The 17,453-nt window shown below is 65.8% G+C and carries 17 protein-coding genes; 8 read left to right on the top strand and 9 right to left on the bottom strand.

The window, feature by feature from the left end; genetic code table 11:
• Positions 1-86: 86 nt before the first annotated feature.
• On the bottom strand, positions 87-1,973 hold the full coding sequence (locus Q1U94_RS08025; protein WP_300543230.1) for an ABC-F family ATP-binding cassette domain-containing protein: 1,887 nt from the start codon (positions 1,971-1,973) through the stop codon (positions 87-89).
• Positions 1,974-2,074: 101 nt separating this feature from the next.
• Here Q1U94_RS08025 and Q1U94_RS08020 point away from each other — a divergent pair, with 101 nt between their 5' ends.
• The 4 genes from Q1U94_RS08020 (at position 2,075) to Q1U94_RS08005 (ending at position 4,630) form a co-directional block, all read left to right on the top strand.
• Positions 2,075-2,950, top strand: a complete 876-nt coding sequence (locus tag Q1U94_RS08020; protein WP_300543229.1) for a M20/M25/M40 family metallo-hydrolase — start codon at positions 2,075-2,077, stop codon at positions 2,948-2,950.
• On the top strand, positions 2,947-3,321 hold the full coding sequence (locus tag Q1U94_RS08015; RefSeq protein ID WP_300543228.1) for a hypothetical protein: 375 nt from the start codon (positions 2,947-2,949) through the stop codon (positions 3,319-3,321). The genes Q1U94_RS08020 and Q1U94_RS08015 overlap by 4 nt, the downstream gene beginning before the upstream one ends.
• Positions 3,322-3,430: 109 nt before the next feature.
• Positions 3,431-3,853, top strand: a complete 423-nt coding sequence (ndk, locus tag Q1U94_RS08010; RefSeq protein WP_300543227.1) for a nucleoside-diphosphate kinase — start codon at positions 3,431-3,433, stop codon at positions 3,851-3,853.
• Between the two features lie 156 nt (positions 3,854-4,009).
• On the top strand, positions 4,010-4,630 hold the full coding sequence (locus Q1U94_RS08005; RefSeq protein ID WP_300543225.1) for a LysE family translocator: 621 nt from the start codon (positions 4,010-4,012) through the stop codon (positions 4,628-4,630).
• A gap of 41 nt (positions 4,631-4,671) precedes the next feature.
• Here the strand turns inward: Q1U94_RS08005 and arfB are convergent, their stop codons facing one another.
• The 3 genes from arfB to purM are packed head-to-tail and all read right to left on the bottom strand — an operon-like array spanning position 4,672 to position 6,802.
• Positions 4,672-5,091, bottom strand: a complete 420-nt coding sequence (arfB, locus tag Q1U94_RS08000) for an alternative ribosome rescue aminoacyl-tRNA hydrolase ArfB (protein WP_300543223.1) — start codon at positions 5,089-5,091, stop codon at positions 4,672-4,674.
• Positions 5,092-5,742 (bottom strand): phosphoribosylglycinamide formyltransferase, encoded by a 651-nt coding sequence (purN, locus tag Q1U94_RS07995; protein ID WP_300543222.1) that lies wholly within the window; start codon positions 5,740-5,742, stop codon positions 5,092-5,094. It abuts the gene before it with no gap.
• Positions 5,743-5,761: 19 nt separating this feature from the next.
• Positions 5,762-6,802, bottom strand: a complete 1,041-nt coding sequence (gene purM, locus Q1U94_RS07990) for a phosphoribosylformylglycinamidine cyclo-ligase (RefSeq protein ID WP_300543220.1) — start codon at positions 6,800-6,802, stop codon at positions 5,762-5,764.
• 129 nt (positions 6,803-6,931) lie between these two features.
• Here purM and Q1U94_RS07985 point away from each other — a divergent pair, with 129 nt between their 5' ends.
• Genes Q1U94_RS07985 through Q1U94_RS07970 form a run of 4 tightly spaced genes read left to right on the top strand, consistent with a single transcriptional unit; the run spans position 6,932 to position 12,426 of the window.
• Positions 6,932-8,017, top strand: a complete 1,086-nt coding sequence (locus tag Q1U94_RS07985) for a DUF2066 domain-containing protein (protein ID WP_300543219.1) — start codon at positions 6,932-6,934, stop codon at positions 8,015-8,017.
• A 25-nt stretch (positions 8,018-8,042) separates the two neighbouring features.
• Positions 8,043-8,723, top strand: a complete 681-nt coding sequence (locus Q1U94_RS07980) for a hypothetical protein (RefSeq protein WP_300543217.1) — start codon at positions 8,043-8,045, stop codon at positions 8,721-8,723.
• Positions 8,720-10,897: an RNA degradosome polyphosphate kinase gene (locus Q1U94_RS07975; RefSeq protein WP_300543215.1), complete on the top strand. Its 2,178-nt coding sequence runs from the start codon at positions 8,720-8,722 to the stop codon at positions 10,895-10,897. Before Q1U94_RS07980 ends, Q1U94_RS07975 begins: the two co-directional genes overlap by 4 nt.
• A gap of 5 nt (positions 10,898-10,902) precedes the next feature.
• Positions 10,903-12,426: a Ppx/GppA family phosphatase gene (locus Q1U94_RS07970; RefSeq protein ID WP_300543214.1), complete on the top strand. Its 1,524-nt coding sequence runs from the start codon at positions 10,903-10,905 to the stop codon at positions 12,424-12,426.
• Here the strand turns inward: Q1U94_RS07970 and rnd are convergent.
• From rnd to Q1U94_RS07945, 5 genes are read right to left on the bottom strand one after another with little or no spacing between them, the layout of a single operon-like run.
• Complete coding sequence (gene rnd / locus Q1U94_RS07965) at positions 12,423-13,592, bottom strand: ribonuclease D (RefSeq protein WP_300543213.1); 1,170 nt, start codon at positions 13,590-13,592, stop codon at positions 12,423-12,425. The genes Q1U94_RS07970 and rnd overlap by 4 nt on opposite strands.
• A 37-nt stretch (positions 13,593-13,629) precedes the next feature.
• A complete protein-coding gene (locus Q1U94_RS07960) occupies positions 13,630-14,949 on the bottom strand; it encodes an MFS transporter (protein WP_300543212.1) in 1,320 nt (439 codons plus the stop codon).
• Positions 14,946-15,671: a 1-acyl-sn-glycerol-3-phosphate acyltransferase gene (locus tag Q1U94_RS07955; protein WP_300543210.1), complete on the bottom strand. Its 726-nt coding sequence runs from the start codon at positions 15,669-15,671 to the stop codon at positions 14,946-14,948. The genes Q1U94_RS07960 and Q1U94_RS07955 overlap by 4 nt, the downstream gene beginning before the upstream one ends.
• Positions 15,672-15,719: 48 nt before the next feature.
• Positions 15,720-16,481 (bottom strand): lysophospholipid acyltransferase family protein, encoded by a 762-nt coding sequence (locus Q1U94_RS07950; RefSeq protein ID WP_300543208.1) that lies wholly within the window; start codon positions 16,479-16,481, stop codon positions 15,720-15,722.
• 29 nt (positions 16,482-16,510) lie between these two features.
• Positions 16,511-17,137, bottom strand: coding sequence for a TetR/AcrR family transcriptional regulator (locus tag Q1U94_RS07945; protein ID WP_300543207.1), 627 nt, complete (start codon positions 17,135-17,137; stop codon positions 16,511-16,513).
• Between the last annotated feature and the right edge of the window lie 316 nt (positions 17,138-17,453).

The raw sequence follows: 17,453 nt of genomic DNA, 5'->3' as shown, positions 1-17,453 counted from the left end.
CTCATGATCCGTCCACCTGTGGTTTTCAAGCACGCTCATACCCTATGAGGGAATTGCAAACGGTTGCTTAACGGAATTGGGCGGTCTCAGGACACAGCGCGCGCCGTTTCCAGCGCTTCCTCGGCCTCCAGCCATCTGGTTTCGGCGGCATCCAGCAGTTCCACAGCCCGGGCGCGCTTGATCTGCAGCTCCGTGGCCGTCCCGGGATCCTTTTCATAAAGTCCCGGCGCGGCGAGGCCCCGGTCGATGACCTCCAGAACCCCGCGCAAGCGTTCCGCCTCCCTTTCCCAGCGGGCCGCTTCGGCCTTCAACGGTTTCAGCGCCTCGCGCTGGCCGGCCGCCGACCGGCGGCGCAGCGTCTTCTCGTCCGCCGGGGCGGCCTTCTTCCTGGCACCGGGGTCGCGGGGCAACCGCCCCAGCAGGCTTTGCCGGTAGGTCTCGATATCATCGTCATACTGTTTGACCGTGCCGTCGGCGACCAGCCACAGCCGGTCGACACAGCTCTCGATCAGGTGGCGGTCATGGGAGATCAGCACGACCGCGCCTTCATAGGTGTTGATCGCCGAGATCAGTGCCGCCCGGCTGTCCATATCGAGATGATTGGTCGGTTCGTCGAGAATGAGAAGGTGCGGACCATCGAAGGTGATCAGGTTGAACAGCAGCCGCGCCTTCTCGCCCCCGGAGAGGTTCTTGGCAGGCGTTTCCTGGCGGTCGCCGGGCAGGCCGAACCGGGCCAGGCGGGCGCGGCGCTGGGCCTCGGTGGCGTCGGGCATCAGCTCGATGACATGCTGATAGGCCGAGACCTCCGGCGAGAGGTGTTCGATCTGGTGCTGGGCGAAGAAGGCGATCTGCAGCTTCTTGTGCCTGCGCAGGAAGCCGCCGGTTGGCTCCAGCCTGTCATCGAGGAGTTTGGCGAGGGTCGACTTGCCCGCGCCATTGCGGCCGAGAATGCCGATCCGGTCGTCGGTATCGATGTTCAGGCTGACACCCTTGAGGATGGGTTTGCCGGGCTCGTAGCCCACTTCCAGATCCAGCATGCGCACGATGGGCGGGGCCATGCGGCGCTGGGGGTTGGGGAAGTCGAAAGGCGCCACGGGGTCCTGCACCATGGTCGCCACGGGTTGCATCTTTTCCAACCGTTTCACGCGCGACTGCGCCTGTTTGGCCTTGGAGGCCTTGGCCTTGAAACGGTCGACAAAGGCCTGCAGGTGGCGCCGCTCGGCCTCCTGTTTCTCCACCAGCTTCATCTGCAGGCGCTGCCTTTCCGTCAACGCCTTCTCGAAATCGTCATAGCCGCCGTCGAACACGGTCAGCTTGCCGTCCTTGAGATGGGCGATCTTCTGCATCGCCCCGTTCAGCAGGTCGCGGTCGTGCGAGATCACCAGCGCAGCGCCGGGGAAGGTCTTCAGATAGCTCTGCAGCCACATCACGCCTTCCAGGTCGAGATAATTGGTCGGCTCGTCCAGCAGCAGGCAATCCGGCCGCGCGAACAGTGTCGCGGCCAGCGCCACCCGCATGCGCCAGCCTCCCGAATACTCCCGGCAGGGCCGCTGCTGGTCGGCGCCGGAAAAGCCCAGGCCCGAGAGGATGGCGCCGGCACGCGCCTCGGCGGTATGGCTGTCGATATCGGCCAGCCGTGTCTGGATTTCGGCGATGCGGTTGGGATCGGTGGCGGTCTCGGCTTCGGCCAGCAGGGCGGCGCGCTCGGTATCGGCGGCCAGCACGACCTCCATCAGCGTCTCCTCCCCGCCGGGCGCCTCCTGTGCCACCGAGCCCAGGCGCGCGCCTTTCTGAATTCGCGCGTCGCCGGTCTCCGGCACGGCTTCGCCGCGGATCAGGCGGAACAGGGTCGACTTGCCCGTGCCGTTACGGCCCACCAGTCCCATACGGGTTTTGGCCGGCAGAAACAGCGTTGCCTGGTCGAACAGCATCCGGCCTTCGATGCGATAGGTGAGATCGTTGATGTGCAGCATGGGAAGAGGCGGTTAGCGCGGCTTGTGTCCACGCGCAAGCCGGTCGCACTCTCGCCACAATAATCTTGCTGGCTTCGTCCGCGCGGGATGAGGCGGTTGGCATGAGACGATGGATGATCGGGGCCCTGACGGGTCTGCTTGGGCTTTGCCCGGCTGGCGCGCAGGACGCCTTGGAAGCGGAGCAGCGCGAGTTCGTCTCCAGATTTCAGGCCGCGACGGCGCCGGCCCGCAGCTCGGCCGGCGAGCGCAGGGTTGCCGCCGATGTGCTGATCGCCGAACTGGAGCGCCGCGGCCTGCACGGTGAGCGTCGGCCCTATCGCGCCCCGAACGTCCATCCGCTTCTCGATCTCGTCATGCCGCCCTTCAGCGGGGTCAACGTCACCGCGACCATTCCGGCCAGCCGGCCCGATGCGCCGGTCGTCGTTCTGGGCGGGCATTATGACAGCGAAGCCGGCAGTCCCGGCGCAGACGACAATGCCAGCGGTCTCGCTGCCGTGTTGTCGATCGCCGGGGCCCTCGCAGCTGAACCGGACCGCCAATACACAGTGCTGCTCGCCTTTTTCGATCAGGAGGAGGAGGGCAAGGTCGGCAGTGCCGCACTCGCCCGGCAGCTTCTCGATACAGGCCTCGATATTCATTCCATGCACTCGATCGACATGGCGGGCTGGGACGGCGACGGCGACCGCGCGATCGAGGTCGATGCACCGGACAGCCTGTTCCCGCACTATGAGCGTGCCGCGGCCGAGATGGATATTCCGGTTACCCGTGTGACCTACGATTCCAGCGACCACGTCTCCTTTCGCGATCTCGGAATCGATGCGGTGTGTCTCGGGGAAGCCTTTCAACTGCGCGATTCCTCGCCGCACCGGCACCGGCCGACCGATACCGCCGATACGCTCAACCACGCCTATCTGGCCCGCAATACACGTCTCGTGCAGTCCGTCCTTCTGGATCTGATCCGTGGAGACATCCCGTGATCCGGGACCTGCCGAATCTTGTCCTGGCGCTGAGCCTCGTTGCCTTCTCGGTGCGGGCAGCGATCTATGGTTCGGTGGGATCGTTCGTACCGCTGGGTTTCGTTCTCACGGTCATGGCGCTGCTGCTGGGGGCTCGCCTCGCCGGTCCTCGGGCCGGCCGCATCGCAGTGCGGGTATGGGGTGCGATCCTGGCGATCTATGGCGTGCTGCGGCTGGGACTTGCCGGCCTGCTGGCGTTTGCCCCGGTCAGTTCGCCCCACGCCATTGCCAATACGGGGTGGGTCTTCGCGCTGATGTCCGTTCTCTATCTGGCGGCCGGCATCTATCTGGCGGCGGCCCGGCCGGACCGCGTCGCGCCGCAGCCGGCCTGATAGCACTCCGCCGCTTTTCAACCGACCGGCTGCCCGCTATAAGCCGCGCGAATTCACCGGCCGGGTTCTCCCGGACACCCCCCGCTCAAGTATCCAAGGATTTAGTCTCATGGCGCTGCAACGCACCTTCTCCATCATCAAGCCCGACGCCACCAAGCGCAACCTGACCGGCAAGATCATTGCCAAGTTCGAAGAGGCCGGCCTGCGGGTCGTTGCCTCCAAGCGCATCCACATGACGCGCGAGCAGGCCGAAGGCTTCTACGCTGTGCACAAGGACCGTCCCTTCTTCGGCGAACTGGTCGAGTTCATGATCTCCGAGCCGGTGGTCGTGCAGGTTCTCGAAGGCGAAGACGCCATCGCCAGGAACCGCGAAGTGATGGGCGCCACCAATCCGGCCGAGGCCGCCGAAGGGACCATCCGCAAGGAATTCGCCCTGTCGATCGGCGAAAACTCCGTGCACGGGTCCGACGCCCCCGAAACCGCGGCCGAAGAGATCAAGTTCTTCTTCTCCGACGACGAGATCGTTGGCTGACGCCACGCGCGTTCGGACGGACAAGGGCCCGGCAGTCATGCCGGGCCCTTTTTTGTCCTGCTCCTGACAACTTTCCGTCAGCACGCGGCAAGAAGCGGATTGTGGCCGCAGGCCGGCATGCCTAACTGGCACCGGCAGGTAGCGCGGGGAAAGCCCATGGACATGGCGCTCTGGTTGAGCCTGGTAGGTTTCGTTTTTGCGATGTCCTACACGCCGGGACCGAACAATCTCATGGTGATGTCGTCGAGCGCGCTGTTCGGGGTGCGGCGCACCCTGCCGCACTGGCTGGGCATGAATGTGGGTTTCAACGTCATGCTGGTCGCCGCCGTATTCGGGCTGGGCGAACTGGTGCTGCGCTTTCCCGTGGCGCTGGTGGTCGTGAAGGCGGGCGGGTCGCTGTGGCTGGCCTGGATGGCCTGGCAATACGCGGTGGCTGCGCTGAACCCGCTGCCCGCCGCGGCGCGCAGTGCCGGCCAGACCCGTACGCGCCCCTTCCGCACCTACGAGGCGGCATTGTTCCAGTGGGTCAATCCCAAGGCGATGATGATGTCGGTCTCGGCCGCCGGGGCCTATGTCGCCCTGGCCGATACCGCGCCCGAGCGCGCCGCGATCATGGTCGGCACCTTCCTGTGTTTCGGCGCCCCTGCGGGACTGGCCTGGATGTTCGCCGGCGGTACGCTGAAACGCTTCATGGGCGATCCGCGCTGGGCGCGCATCCTGAATGCCGCGATCGCCGGGATCATCCTCCTGACGATCGCCCTCATTCTGCTGGGCTAGAGCCCCGTGCGCCGGGCCGGAACGGGCCATGTGGAGACTTACTAGTCGTCCAGCCCGGGCTTCCTGCGCCTCGCCTTGGTCTTCGACCGCTGGGCCTTGGCCTCCTTCTGCTTGCGGATCGAGCTCAGCGAGGGACGGGATTTCCTGCGCGGTTTGGGTGGGGTCAGGGCCCGCTCGACCAGGCTCCGCAGCCTTTCCCTGGCATCGGCCCGGTTGCGCTCGCGCGAGCGGTGGGTGTCGGCACGGATCACCAGCACGCCGTCCTGCGTCATCCGCGAACCTGCCAGGCGGGTCAGGCGGCGCTTGACCGCCTCGTCGAGTGCCGCCGATCGCCGGACATCGAAGCGCAGCTGGACCGCGCTTTCCGTCTTGTTGACATGCTGGCCGCCGGGACCGGAGGCCCGGACGAACCGTTCCTCGATCTCGGTCTCGTCGACGGTCAGCGTGTCGGTGATGCGCATCTAGTCGTGCGGGTTCATCAGGAGTTCGGCGCCGAATTCGCGGGCCTGCAGGCGCACGCGTTCGCCAGCGACCCGCGCCTTGCCCGAACAGGCCAGCGCGACGCACTGCGGATAGAGCTTGTGTTCGGCCTCCAGCACGCGCGCGGCCAGGACGTCCGGCGTGTCGCCCGGCAGTACCGGTACGGCGGCCTGGCCGATAATCGGGCCGTCATCCATTTCCGGGCGGACGTAATGCACCGTGCAGCCGTGTATGCGTACACCCGCTTCCAGCGCCCGCTCGTGCGTGTGCAGCCCCTTGAAGGCCGGCAGCAGGGACGGGTGGATGTTGATCAGCAGGTCGCGCCAGCGCTCGGTGAACCAGGGGGTGAGAATGCGCATGAAGCCGGCCAGGCACACGAAGCGCGTATTGTAGAGCTTGATCGTCTGGTCCAGCGCCGTTTCGAAGGCCTGGCGGTCGTCATAATCGCGGTGGTCGATGACCTCGGTGTCGATCCCGGCCGCCTCGGCGAATTCAAGGCCGGGAGCGTCGGGATTGTTCGACGCGACGAGCACGATCTCGGCGGGATAGTCTTCCGCCTTCGCCGCCTCGACCAGCGCCTGCATGTTCGATCCGCGCCCGGAAATGAGCACGGCGATCTTGGTCTTCGCCATTGTGTGTATCCTGTCCGGATCAGGCGTTGTCGACGTCACCGACAATCATGGCGGTCTCACCCGTCAAGGCAAGCGCGTCCATAACCGCATCGACAGTGTCGGGGCTCACGCAGAGCAGCATGCCGATACCGCAATTGAAGGTCCGGTGCATTTCCGGGCGGGCGACGCCGCCGGTCTTCTCGATCCACTGGAAAAGCGGCGGAAGCTCGAATGTATCATAGTCGATCCGCGCGACGAGATGATCGGGCATCATGCGCGGCGGGTTCTCGACCAGACCGCCGCCGGTGATATGGGCCAGCCCCTTGATCAGGCCCGACTTGATGAGCGGCAGGCAGGATTTCACATAGAGCCGGGTCGGGGTCAGGAACGCCTCGCCGAGCGTCTGGCCCGGCGCGAAGGGCGCTTCGTCGGACCAGTCGCGTTCGGCAATTTCCATCACCTTGCGAACCAGGGAAAAGCCGTTCGAATGCACGCCCGAAGAGGCGAGGCCGATCAGCACATCGCCCCTGGCCATGGCGTCATGGTCCGGCAACAGCCGGCCGCGCTCGGCGGCCCCCACGACAAAACCCGCCAGGTCGAAATCCTCGCCCTCATACATGCCCGGCATTTCTGCCGTCTCGCCGCCGATCAGGGCGCAGCCGGACTGGCGGCAACCTTCGGAAATCCCCTTCACGATGGCTTCGCCGCGGGCGGGGTCGAGTTTGGACGTGGCCAGATAGTCCAGGAAGAAGAGCGGTTCGGCGCCCTGGGCCAGCACGTCGTTGACGCACATGGCGACCAGGTCGATCCCGACGGTATCGACCTTGCCGGTGGCGATGGCGAGTTTCAGCTTGGTGCCGACACCGTCCGTGCCGGAAATCAGGATCGGGTCGTCATAGCCGGCCGCCTTGAGATCGAAAGCCCCGCCGAAACCGCCCAGATCCGCCGCCGCGCCCGGACGCCGCGTGGCGGCCGCCAGCGGTTTGATACGATCGACCAGCGCATCGCCGGCATCGATATCGACGCCCGAGTCGGCATAGGTGAGCCCGTTCTTGCGCGTGGTGTCGTCGGTTCCGGCCATGCCGATCCCCCAGCCTTGTGGAAAGTGCGGCGGAGTACAGTCGAAAGCCGCGCCGGACGCAAGCCGCGGGCTTCACGCGACACTGCGTCCGGTTATAGTGGCGACGCAAGAAATCCACAGGAGTCTGCCGTGCGTTCCTTCCTCGCCGCCCTCTGCCTCAGCCTTGTCGCCCTGCCGGCCGCAGGGGCCGAGGATCCCTTCACCGTGACCGGCGTGGAGATCGATGCGACGGCGGGCAATGCGCTGGAGGCGCAGACACAGGCCATGCGCCAGGGCCAGCGCGACGCGGCCCGCCGCCTGATCGAGCGGATCACCCTGGCCGAGGACCGGATCGGTACGCCGCTGGACATGCAGCCGCGCGTGACGGAGGCGGGCGAAACGGTCAGCGGTTTCGCCCTCGACGATGCGATCATTGCGGAAATGATCTCGGGCCTGGAAATCCACAGTGAACAGCGCAGCGCCACGCGCTATCTCGCCGAACTCGATGTCGGATTTCACCGCCGCTCGGTGGGCCGGGTCCTGGATGCCTACGGTGTTCCCTATGTGGAGAGCCAGTCCCGTCCGGTTCTGGTCCTGCCTGTCTTCGAGTCGGAGACCGGCTTTCGCCTCTGGGAGAGCAATCCCTGGCGCGCCGCCTGGCGCGAGCAGAATTTCGACCACGCGCTGACGCCGATGTTCACGCCCGAAGCCGGCTCGGTCACACCGCGCCAGGCGCTGGAACTCGACGAGGCAGCGCTGCGCGGGCTGGCCGCGGAGCACGGGGTGAACCGGATCGCGGTCCTGCGCGCCGGCGAACGCGGCGGGCAGCGGCGTTTCGGGGGCTATCTGGTCGAAATTGCAGGCGACGGAACCATGGCGGTCGAAACCTGGGGGCCGGAGACGGTGTACGGGGACTGGACAGACGGCGCGCGGCGCTTTGTGCGCGATCGCGAACAGGCCTGGAAGGTCCAGTCCATCGTGCGCGACAGGCAGCTGACGGAGTTGCGTGTGACCGTGCTCTATTCCGGCCTGCCGGAATGGCGGCAATTGCAGCAGGCGCTGGCCCGTGCCTCCCTGGTGCAGAATGCCCAGCTGGATGCGCTCTCGCGCGACGGTGCCCGCATGACGGTCAATTACCGCGGTGCGTTCGAACAGCTGGTCTCCGAGCTTGCTGAGCGCGGCGCGGCATTGGAAGAACATCCCGGGCTGGGCTGGGTGGTATTGTCCGCCCGCTAGCGTGACTTCTAACCGCGGACTGACCATGACACCGCAATTGGCGCTCGATCTGCCGGCTCGCGAGGATTTCAGCGCGCAAAGCCTGATTCTGGGCCCGTCGAATGCAGAGGCCATGGCCGCGCTGGAGCGCTGGCGGGACTGGCCGCGCCACGTCATGGCGCTGGTCGGTCCGGCGGGCGCGGGGAAATCCCATATCGGGACCGTGTGGGCCAGGGAATGCCATGCGGCGATCGTGCCGGGGGCGCTGCTGCGCGACAGCCTGCCGGGCCTTGCCACGGGACAGGCCCTGCTGCTCGAGGATGTGGACCGCGGTGTGGACGAGGATGCGCTCTTCCATACGCTCAACCGTGCGTCGGAGGGCGACATACCGGCGCTGTTGCTGACGGCGCGCACACCGCCCGTCCTGTGGCCGGCCGAGCTGCCGGACCTGGTTTCGCGCCTGCGTGCCCTGCCTCATGCCGACCTGCATGAGGCAGACGACGAATTGCTGACGCGGCTGATCGAAAAACAGCTCGCCGACCGCGGCGCACCGGTCCGGCCGGGGGTGATCGACTACCTCCTGCCGCGCATGGAACGGTCGGTCGCAGCCGTGCGCTGCCTGGTTGAGCGTATGGACAAACTGGCACTGGTAAAAAAGACACCCATCAATCGCACCGTGGCGCGGGAGGTGTTAGACACGTGGCAGGACAGCGGAGACGTGGAATGAACCTGCCGGCACGCGACATTTCCGACATCGGCGCCCTGATGCAGTCACCGGCGCGCTTCCTGAACCGGGAGCTGTCGTGGGTGCAGTTCAACCTGCGCGTCCTGGAAGAGGCTGAGAATGCCGATCACCCGGCTTTCGAACGCCTGCGCTTCCTGTCCATCTCGGCGAGCAATCTGGACGAGTTCTACATGGTGCGCGTGGCCGGTCTGCGGGCCCAGATGCATTCCGGCGTGACCGCGACCAGTATCGACGGGCTGACACCGGCCGAACAGCTCGAACAGATCCATGCGCTGGCTGGCGAGCTGATGCTCAAGCAACAAAAGCTCTGGGGCAAGCTGAAGTCCGAAATCGGCAAGGCGGGCGTGAAAGTGCTTGAGGCGCATCAGGTCGGCAAGACGGATGAAGCCTGGTTGCGCGGCGACTTTCTCAAACACACCCTGCCGGTGATCACGCCGCTGGCGATCGACCCGGCTCATCCCTTTCCCTTTATCCCCAATCTGGGCTTCGCCCTGGCGCTCCAATTGCGCAAACGCGGTACCGGCAAGCTGATGAATGCGCTGATTCCGCTGCCCAGCGGGGTCAAGCGTTTTGTCGAACTGCCCACGCGCCCGCGCCGTGACGGGGGACGGCCGGATCGCCGCTTCATCTCGCTGGAGGCCGTGCTCACGCTCTTCGTCGACACGTTGTTCCCGGGCCATGAAGTGGTCGGAAAGGGCGTGTTCCGGGTCATCCGCGACAGCGATATCGAGGTCGAGGAAGAATCCGAAGACCTGATGCTGGAATTCGAGAACCTCCTCAAACAGCGCCGCCGCGGGGTCGTGGTGCGACTGACCATGGAGGCCGGCATGCCGCCGGCGCTGCGCGATCTCATCGTCCAGCACCTGCATGCGGGACCGCAGGATATCGTGCCTGTGAACGGGCTTCTGGGGCTCGCCCAGATCGGCCAGCTGATCCCCGACGACCGGCCGGAACACACGTTCAAACCCTATGAGCCGCGCTATCCCGAACGCATCCGCGATCATGGCGGGGATTGTTTCGCGGCGATCAAGGAAAAGGACATCATCGTCCACCACCCCTATGAGAGCTTCGACGTGGTGGTGGAATTCCTGCGTCAGGCGGCGGCCGACCCGGATGTGATCGCGATCAAGCAGACGCTGTATCGCACCTCCAAGGACAGTCCGATCGTCGCCGCCCTGATCGAGGCGGCCGAAAGCGGCAAGAATGTTACCGCTCTGGTCGAGCTGAAGGCGCGTTTCGACGAGGAGGCGAACCTGAAATGGGCGCGTGACCTTGAACGGGCCGGCGTCCAGGTCGTCTACGGCTTCATCGAGTACAAGACCCACGCCAAGATATCGCTGGTGGTGCGCCGGGAAGGCTCGGACCTGCGCACCTATGCCCATTTCGGTACCGGCAATTATCATCCGATCACGGCCCGCATCTATACCGACCTGTCGCTGTTCACCGCCGATCCGGCCTTCGGGCGCGATGCGGGGCGGGTGTTCAACTATGTCACCGGCTATGCCCGTCCGGAAAACCTGGAACGGCTGTCGGTCTCGCCGATCGGGATGAAGGAATTCATCATCGAGCATATCGAGCGCGAGATCGGCAATGCACAGGCCGGCAAGCCCGCGGCTGTCTGGGCCAAGCTGAATTCGCTGGTCCATCCGGAAATCATCGATGCGCTCTATAGGGCCAGCCAGGCCGGCGTTCGCTCGGAACTGGTGGTGCGCGGCATCTGTTGCCTGCGGCCGGGTATCAAGGGGCTGTCGGAGAATATCCGCGTGAAGTCCATCGTTGGCCGTTTCCTGGAACATTCGCGCATCGTCTGCTTCGCCAACGGCCAGGCCATGCCGTCGCCGGCCGCGAAGGTGTTCATTTCGTCTGCCGACTGGATGCCGCGCAATCTCGACCGGCGGGTCGAACATCTCTGCCCGATCCAGAATCCGACGGTGCATCGCCAGGTGCTCGACCAGATCATGGTGGCCAATCTCAACGATACCGACCAGTCCTGGTATATGGACAGTGAGGGCGCCTATCACCGAGTGGATGCGGCCAATGTCGACAAGCCCTTCTCGGCCCATGCCTATTTCATGACCAATCCGAGCCTGTCCGGCCGCGGCCACGCCCTGAAGGACGACCAGCCGCCGACCCTGACGGGTCATCCCGGCAGCTGACGGCCTTGGCGGAGCCGGCCTCTATCGAACCCCTGATCGCCGAGACCGCGATCCACCGCGACATCGCGGTGATCGATGTCGGCTCCAATTCGGTGCGCCTGGTGCATTTCCGTGTCGAGGGGCGGGCGCTCTGGCCGATCTTCAATGAGAAGGTCATGGCCGGCCTCGGCCGCGGCGTGCACGACACCGGCAAACTCCATCCCGAGGGCCGGGAGATCGCCCTGCGGGCCCTCAAACGTTTCCAGCGCCTTCTGGATGCCAAAAGCGTGACCGAGCGCCATGCCGTGGCCACGGCCGCGGTCCGCAACGCCCGGGACGGGCCGGCTTTCGTCGAGGCCGTTGGCGACCTGACCGGTCTGGAGGTTCGTGTGCTGTCCGGTGAGGACGAAGCGCGGCTCTCGGCGCTGGGTCTGGTGGCGGGTATCCCCGATGCCGACGGCGTGATGGGCGATCTCGGAGGGTCCAGCCTGGAACTCACCCCGATCGTTGGCGGCGTTCCCGCACCGGGCCGGACGCTGGCGCTGGGACCGCAGGAAGTGATGGACGGCGACACGTTCGACAGCGAAGCGGCCATGAAGATCGTCGACGAGCGCCTCACCGAATGCGGAACGCTGGCGGGGCAGGGCGGCACTTTCTATGCGGTCGGCGGGGCCTGGCGCGCCATGGCGCAGCTCGCCTTCGTCCGTTTCGATTATCCGCTGCATGTGGTGCACCAGTTCGCCCTGGATGCCGATGAAGTCCGCGAACTGGCGCGGCTGGCAACGCGGCTCAGCGCGGCCTCCCTGCTGGGCACGCCCGGCCTGTCGGCCCGGCGTGTGGCGACCTTGCCCTATGCGGCCCTGCTGTTGCGCCGGGTGATGCGGCACGGGAATTTCGACCGTATCGTCTTCTCTGCCTACGGCGTGCGCGAGGGTGTTCTCGCCGATGGGCTGCCGCCGGCGCTGATGGAAACCGATCCGTTGATCGCCGGGGCCGAGGCGATGTCGCGCCCGTCTTCCCCGACACCGGATTTCGGCCGGGCCCTGGCCGCCTGGATCGCCCCGGCCATGCGCGAAGTGGAGACGGCCTTTTCGCCGGCCCGCGACCGGGTCCTGCAGGAAGCCGGCGCGCGTCTCACCGATCTTGGCGCCCGTTTCCATCCCGACCATCGCGCCGAGCTCGCCCGGGACACCGTGCTGTACGCGCCCTTTGCCGGTGTTACCCACCCCGAACGGGCCTTCCTGGCCGCCGCGATCCACTATCGCTATGCCGGCAAGCGGCCCCAGCTGGACGAGCATGCCGAGTTCCATCTGCTCACCGAGACCCAGCACAATATCGCCCAGATGATGGGGTGTGCCTTGCGCCTGGGCGCGAAACTCTCCGGCCGGGCGCCGCGCCTTCTGGACCGGTTCACCCTGTCGGTCACGCCCGACACGGTCCGCCTGGCTGTCGACGAAAGTGTGCGAGATCTATATGTCGAGCGCTCGCTGAGCCTGCTGGACAATCTCGCCCGGGCGATCGGACGTTCGGCGCATGCGGACTATGTCTAGCGCGGCGGCGGCTTGATCTCGCTCACCACGACCTTGCCCTCCTGCAGCGTCAGCGACAGCTCGCCGCGCTTGAGGCGAAGGGCCGGTTCGCCGAAGACTTCCCGGCGCCAGCCCTTCATCGCTTCGACGTCCGGATTGTCGCTGGATGCGATCTTTTCCAGGTCGGGCACGGTGGCGATCAGTCGGGTGGCGACACCGGCGTCTTCGGCGACGAATTTCAGCAGCACTTTGAGCAGTTCCACCGTCGGTCCGATACCCTGGGGCGGCGGAGCGGGTTTCTCGGCCTGCGGCGCGTAGCTCTCCGCGTCGGCCAGGGCCCCGGACATTTTCTCGAACAGGCGCCTGGCGGGTGCAGAGCGTTCGAAACCCTTGGGAACGGCCCGCAGGCCCTGCAATTGCTCCGGCGCGGTCGGCGCGACGCTGGCGATCTCGTAGATCGCATCGTCCTTCATCACCCGCTGGCGCGGCATGTCGCGGGTCTGCGCCTCGGTTTCGCGCCAGGCGGCGGCGGCACGCAGCGCCGCCAGCCATTTCGTCGTCGTCTTGCGCAGCTTCATGCGGCGCCAGCTTTCCTCCGGATCGAGCCGGTAGGTGGCGGGATTGGTGAGAACTTTCATCTCCTCGGCCAGCCAGCCTTCGCGGCCCTTCTTTTCCAGCCGTTCCAGCATGATCGGATAGAGGTCGCGCAGATGGGTGACATCAGCCATCGCGTATTCCAGTTGCGCCTTGGACAATGGTCGGCGCGACCAGTCGGTGAAGCGCGGTCCCTTGTCGATCGGGCGTTTCAGCAGCGCCTTGACCAGCGCGTCATAGGCGATGGAATCGCCCAGGCCCAGCGCCATGGCGGCCACCTGGCTGTCGAACATGGGATGCGGGATCAGGCTGTCGCCGCCGCGGTGGAAGAAGATTTCCAGATCCTGGCGCGCGGCGTGGAACACCTTGGTGATGCGCTCGTCCGCCATCAATTCCCAGAAGGGTTCCAGATCGAGCTCTTCGGCCAGAGGGTCGATGATGACCTCGGTCTTGCCGGCCGCGGCCTGGATCAGGCAGAGCTGGGGCCAGTACACCGTTTCCCGCATGAATTCGGTATCGACGGCCACATACGCATTCTGGAGAAGTTCGTCACAGGCCGCTTCGAGGGCCTTTGTCGTCGTAATGATGTTCATGGAGCGGCCCTTTAGCGCGGACCGCTCCACTTTTCCATCAGGAAGGCGAGTCGGCCGGTGTTTTCCCCCGCAAACTCAATCGCCAGAGGATGAAGAGGCCGGCCAGGAGGCTGATCGCCGCAATCGTCACGAAGGCGGTCTGGATCGGCAGGCCGGTTGCGGCAATTCCCGCCAGCACGAACTGGCCCCCGGTTGCCGTGGCGGCATTGAGAATACCGCCGGCGGCCAGGAGCCGGCCGCGCAGTTCCGGCGCGGCCCGGCGCTGGGCCATGGCCTGCAGGGGGACGACGAACAGGCCTGCGGAGATTGCGGCCAGGCAGAGATCGGTCAGGATGCGCCAGTTGGCCCGTTCGGCAAGAAAGACGTCGGCGGACAGGAGGGCCGCTCCTTCCGGAATGACGGGGTTGGCCCAGGTGTAGAGCGCGACATCGCCGGTGAAGACCACGATGCCCAGGGCACCGGCGATCGAGAAGGGCAGGGCGTCGCCTTCCCCGCTGAGGGCGCCGCACAGCATGGCCCCGACCGCTGCGCCAACCGTGAAGAGGGCGGAGAAAACAAGCACCACGGTCTCGTCAGCCCCCAGGATCGACGCGGTGAAGACCGGCATCAGCGTGACGATGGAGGCCGCCAGCATCCAGAACCAGGCGACGCCCAGCAGCGGCCGCAAGACAGCCGGTGCCCGCCAGGCATAGCCCAGCACGCGCACGGTCTCGGCAACGAAATTGGCGGTGAGCTTCAGGTCCGGACGCGAGGCCGGAGCGCTGGGCAATTGCCGGATTGCCAGCCAGCCGACGATGGCCATGACCACCAGGCCTCCACCGACAGTGGCGGGGCCGTAGGTCTTGGTGATCAGCCAGGTCCCCAGGCCGATTCCCACGAGGACGCAGACATTGAGCAGGCCCGACAGGAGCGCGTTCGCCGGGACCAGTTCGGTCGGCGCCAGCAGGGTGGGGAGGGCGGAGTTCTTCGCCGGCGTGAAGAAGGCCGACTGGGCGCCCATCAGGAACAGGGCGGCCATCAGCAGATGCGGCTGCTCCAGGACGAATCCCAGTGCCACGATGGCCATCAGCCAGATCTCGGCGAATTTGGCGACCCGCATGATCCGGGTCCTGTCGAACCGGTCGGCAAGGCGTCCGGCGATCGCCGAGAACAGGAAGATGGGCACGGTGAACAGCGAGGCGGCCACCGAGACCAGGGTCAGCCGGTCGAGGCCGAACATGGACAGGCCTCCGAATGTCACCATGGTGACCACGGCATAGCGGAAGAAATTGTCGTTGAAGGCACCCAGCGACTGGGCGATCAGCAGGGGCAGGAAACGTCTTTGCGTTACCAGCCGGGCGGCGATCCTGGCGCTCATGTGCTGGTTTCCTTTGCGGCCATGCCCTCGGTTTCGAGGTCGCGGGTGCGGGTTTCGATGGTGAGTTGCAGGCGCGGCAGGAAGTCGTCACGCGGCAGTCCGGGCGGGATCGGTGCCAGGAATTCGACCACGGCCGGTCCCGGGCGCTTGGTCCACTTGTTCTGTGGCCATCGCAGGCCGAGATTGGTGGCCACAGGCACGACGGGACGGTTCAGCGTCTCGTACATCAGCTGCACACCCTTTCGATAGCGTTTGGCCTCGCCCACCGGTGCCAATCCGCCCTCGGGGTAGATGAGCAGGACGCGCGGATCGTCGGCGGCGGTTTTCATGGCGTCGTGCAGTGCGCCCTCGGCTCCGCGCAGGCCCGGCGAGGCGACCATTGTGGCCCCCGACCTGGCGACGATCCGGCCGATCAGGGGGAAGGTCTCGATGCCGTTGCCGATAACGAAATTGATATCGCCCAGCACGCTCATCATCACGAAACCGTCGGCCCAGGACTGGTGTTTGGACGCGACGATAACGGCTTCGTCCCTGGGAATACGGCCGCGAATTTCGATCCGGATCCCCAGTACCCCGCGCATCAGTCCGCGTACGCCCGAACAGGTGGTTCGCATCAGGGCGACGACCGGCTGGCGCCAGGGCAGAAAGGTGAGCGCGTACGCGGCAAGGACCATCGCCACGAGAAGGCCCCAGAACAGGATGTTGAAGATGGCCGATCGCATGATGTCTCCCCGGTTTCCCGCGGCGTTCGCGTCCTACGCGCAGGCTTGCTACGCGCAGGCTTGCGCCGGGCGGCAGCGAGATTGCGACGGTTCGGTGAGCGGCGCAAACTCGGCCTCCAGGGCGCGCGAGCGGGTTTCGACACGCGTTTCCAGTTCCGCCAGCACCGCATCGCGATTCTCACCGGGTGCGATCGGTTCGAGAAACTCGACCACGGCCGTGCCGGGAAACTTGGTCCAGTTCTGTTGCGGCCAGCACTGGCCCAGATTCGTGGCGACCGGAACGATGGGACGGTCCAGCGCCCGGGACAGGCGCCATACGCCCGAGCGATAGCGCATGCCGGTGCCGACCGGCGTCAGATGGCCTTCCGGATAGATCAGGACCGGGCGCGGCCGGCCTTCGCCCTGCGAGCGCTCGACGCCCGCCATCAGGCTCTTCTGCGCCGCCGCGCCGCCCCGGTTCGACAGGACAATGGCGCCGCAGCGTTTCAGCACCCAGCCGATGAGCGGGAATTTCAGCATGTGATCGCCGCAGACGAAATTCACGTCGCCGCACTTGGCCATCATCACGATACCGTCGCCCCAGGACTGGTGCTTGGCGCCGATGATCACGGGCCGGTCCTTCGGCGGTGTGCCGCGCACCTCGACCCGGATGCCGCAGATCCAGCGCATCAGGTGCACGGTGAGCCGGCAGTAGGAGCGCAGCCCGTGCATCAGGGCGAACCGCCCCGGTATCAGCGCCAGAATGGCGCAAAGCACGGCATAGATGCCGGAAATGGTCCAGTAGGCGATGTTGAAGAGAAGGGAACGCATATCGGTGTCCTGTGTCTGGATCGGCCGGGTCAGGCCGTGCGCAGCACGGCCATGATGGCACGCACGAAGGTCTCGACGTGCTGAGCCAGCGGCAGCTGGATACGGCCGTAGAGGGAATATTCGGCGGCTTGCATGACCACGCCCAGCGCCATGGCGGATCTGAGTTCGGGATCGCCGGGAGGGATCTCGCCGCGCTCCATCGCCTGGGCCACGCAGGCCGTCATCACGTCGGACGGATCGGCCCCGCCATCGCCGGACGCGGCGATGAAATAGTTGCGGTGGGTGAGGTGATAGACGAATTGCGCCGGATCGGTATCGGCCAGGTGGCAATAGGCACGTGTGAGCGCGCGTGCGATATCCTCAAGCGAGGCGTCCGGTTGCAGATTGGCGGTCACCAGGTCCAGCAGGCGGGCGTGAATCGCCTCGAACATCTGCCGGCCCAGTGCATCCTTGGACTTGAAATGCCGGTACATGGCGCCGTCGGAGATCGAACAGGCCCCGGCGATCTGCTTGATCGACACCCCGTCCATGCCGTGGCGGGCGAACAGCATCAGCGCGGCCCGCTCGATCCGGGCCTTGGTGGTCCCGCGCCTGGCGGTCACCCCGACATTGGTGTCCACCCCGTCGAACAGATCCTGTCTCAACATCCCGGTCATCGGTTTCGTGTCCCTTGCTGAGGAGTGTGAATGACCATTTACATACTTTTAGAACATTGTTCGTAAAAATGCAAGTGAATAATTGCTTACATCATGTCCGGTGTGAATGAAGTATAATTTCAGCGGGTTAGTGGGCGGGCAGAGTAGGGTGCTCAACGAAAAACGGGCGAAAACCGGGACACACCATTTCCCCAGGGCATACGGCGTTTGCGTGTGCGTAGGCTGGGCAGGCCGGTACTCCCGCGCACCCCGCACCGCGTGTCCCCCGGACCGCCCGCTGCAGGCTCGAGCCGCCCCTGTCCACCGGAGAGCCCGG

Source organism: Maricaulis sp. (assembly GCF_030149515.1).
GTDB lineage: Bacteria > Pseudomonadota > Alphaproteobacteria > Caulobacterales > Maricaulaceae > Maricaulis.
The sequence above is the reverse complement of the archived record's forward strand: the minus strand, read 5'-3'. Positions and strand labels throughout refer to the sequence as shown.